Origin of the sequence: Streptomyces recifensis (genome assembly GCF_002154615.1) — a bacterium.
GTDB lineage: Bacteria > Actinomycetota > Actinomycetes > Streptomycetales > Streptomycetaceae > Streptomyces > Streptomyces griseoluteus.
The window spans coordinates 1-2,140 of record NZ_MUNH01000864.1 but is presented as its reverse complement, the minus strand read 5'-3'; the positions used below and the strand labels follow the sequence as shown (position 1 = coordinate 2,140).

Here is a 2,140-nt window from a genome sequence, read left to right as displayed (position 1 = left end):
GTTGATCTGGAAGCCGTTCGGACCGCGCTGCTCGCTCCGCACGGCGGGGCCGATCCCGGCGGCGGTCCGAACGGCTTCCAGATCAACAAGACGGCCCGCTACGCCGGGATCACCGACGCCGACACCCGTCCGGACGCCTGGCGCCTGGTCCTCACCGGCCCGGCCGGCACGGTCCGGCTCAGCCGGGCCGAGCTGCTCCGCATGCCGCAGCACAGCTCGTCGCTGCCGATCGCCTGTGTCGAGGGGTGGTCCACGGCGGACCAGTGGTGGCGCGGGGTGCGGCTGCGCGACCTCGCCGCGCTCGCCGGGTACGAGGGCGATCCGCCCGACGTGCTAGTGGAGTCGCTCCAGCGGCACGGGGCCTTCCGGCGGGCGGCGTTGCGGGCCAACCAGGTGTCCGACCCGCGCTCCCTGCTCGCCCTGTACGTCAACGGCGAGGAGTTGTCGCCCGACCACGGCTATCCGGCGCGGATCATCGTGCCCGCCGCTCCCGGCGTCCACAACACCAAGTGGGTGGGCCGGCTGACCTTCGGAGACCTGTGATGCGCCTGCCGACCTTCCGTGTCCCGCTCGGGAGTCCGCTGCAACTGCTGTTGCTGGTCTGCTCGTTCGCGCTCGCCGCCTACGCCGGTGTACGGCTGCTCTCCGGCGACTGGCTCGGGGTGGTGCTCTGGTTCGCCGGGGCGGCGCTGCTGCACGACCTGGTGCTGCTGCCGCTCTACTCCGCGCTCGACCGCACGCTGCGGGCGGGGACCGCCGCGCGGTGGACGCTCTACGTACGCGTGCCCGCCGTGCTGTCCGGGCTGACACTCCTGGTGTGGTGCCCGCTGATCCTCGGCCTGTCGGCCGACCGCTACCGGTCGGCCACCGGGCTCGACCCGGACGTGTTCCTGCTCCGCTGGCTGCTCATCACGGCCGTGCTCTTCGGCGGCTCCGCCCTCCTGCTCGTCCTGCGGCTGCGCAGGGCCACGAAGCACCGCTCGCCGTCCGTCCACTGAACGGTCTCCGGCCAGCCCCCGCGCCGCGCGAGTTCCAGCAGCGCGGGGGTGCCGATACGGGCCCAGGGGAACGGCTCGCCCACCGCTCCCCCGCCGTGCGTCACGTCCACCACGCACACCCGGGCCCGCTCGTCCACGTCTCCGGGCACCGTCTCGACGACCAACAGGCCTTTCGGGGACAGGAGTTCACGCATCCGGGCCAGCAGGGCGGCCACATCGCCGCCGATGCCCACATTGCCGTCCATGAGCAGCACCGTGCCCCAGTTCCCCTCGCCGGGCAGCGGGTCGAACACCGAGCGGTGCAGCGCCTGCCCGCCGAGCGTGTGGGTACGGGCCACCGCCGCCTCGCTCACGTCGACACCCAGTGCGCTGCGGCCGCGCGCGGCGAGTTCCGCCACCAGCCGGCCGGGGCCGCAGCCCACGTCGAGCACCGTCCCCTCGCAGCGGTCCAGCACCGCCCGGTCCACGGCGTCGGCGGCCGCGCACCAGCGTTCCACGTCCAGCGGCAGCAGCCAGCCGTCGCCGCGCCGCAGGAACAGCGGGCCCCGGCCGGTGCGCAGCGCGGTGGCGTACGGGTCGGAGGCCGCCCAGGCGGGCGCGGTCGCGGTGCTCATGCTGCTCCGGAGTGGGTGAAGGCCGCCAGACGCGCGGCGAAGACGGTGTCCGGGGCGAGAGCGGCCACGGCGTGGGCATCGGCGGCGGTGTCGACGTCCCGCAGCCGGGGCAGCTCACGCACCCGCAGCCCGGCGGCGGCCAGCCGCTCGCGCTGCACGCTCCCCGTCTCGGGTACGGACATCGGAACGCCCCGCAGCAGCCCGGGCTCGGGGCGGGCCAGGCCGAGGGCCCAGAAGCCGCCGTCCTCGGCCGGGCCGAAACGGGCGTCGCAGTCGGTGAAGTCCGGGGTCAGCAGGTCGGGAGTGATCTGCGGGGTGTCCATGCCGACCAGCAGAGCGGGCCCGGTGCAGCGCGCGAAGGCGTCCGCGAGCCTTTCGTCGAGGCCGCCGCCGCACTGCGGGACGACCTCGAATCCAGCGGGCAGCCAGGGCCCCGGCCTCCCGTCCAGGACCAGTACCCGGCGCGTCGCGGGCGCGGCGGCCACCGCGCGCAGGGTGTCCGTGAGCGCGGCCTCGGCGAGCGCGGCG

At 75.1% G+C, this 2,140-nt stretch carries 3 protein-coding genes; 1 reads left to right on the top strand and 2 read right to left on the bottom strand.

Going from position 1 to position 2,140, the window contains the following annotated elements; all coding sequences use genetic code 11:
* Positions 1–543, top strand: a 543-nt coding sequence (locus CCN33_RS30430; RefSeq protein WP_167387991.1) for a molybdopterin-dependent oxidoreductase, incomplete at its 5' end; no start/stop codon positions are given.
* A 310-nt stretch (positions 544–853) separates the two neighbouring features.
* On the opposite strand, the gene CCN33_RS30425 is transcribed toward CCN33_RS30430, so the two are convergent.
* Positions 854–1,612, bottom strand: coding sequence for a class I SAM-dependent methyltransferase (locus CCN33_RS30425; protein ID WP_086696498.1), 759 nt, complete (start codon positions 1,610–1,612; stop codon positions 854–856).
* The coding region (locus tag CCN33_RS30420) for a TIGR04282 family arsenosugar biosynthesis glycosyltransferase (RefSeq protein WP_107484031.1) at positions 1,609–2,140 on the bottom strand (532 nt) is incomplete at its 5' end. The genes CCN33_RS30420 and CCN33_RS30425, both read right to left, overlap by 4 nt.

Excerpts from the sequence above, each read along its gene's own strand:
- CCN33_RS30425 (WP_086696498.1), bottom strand. The coding sequence starts at position 1,612 with ATGAGCACCGCGACCGCGCCCGCCTGGGCGGCCTCCGACCCGTACGCC.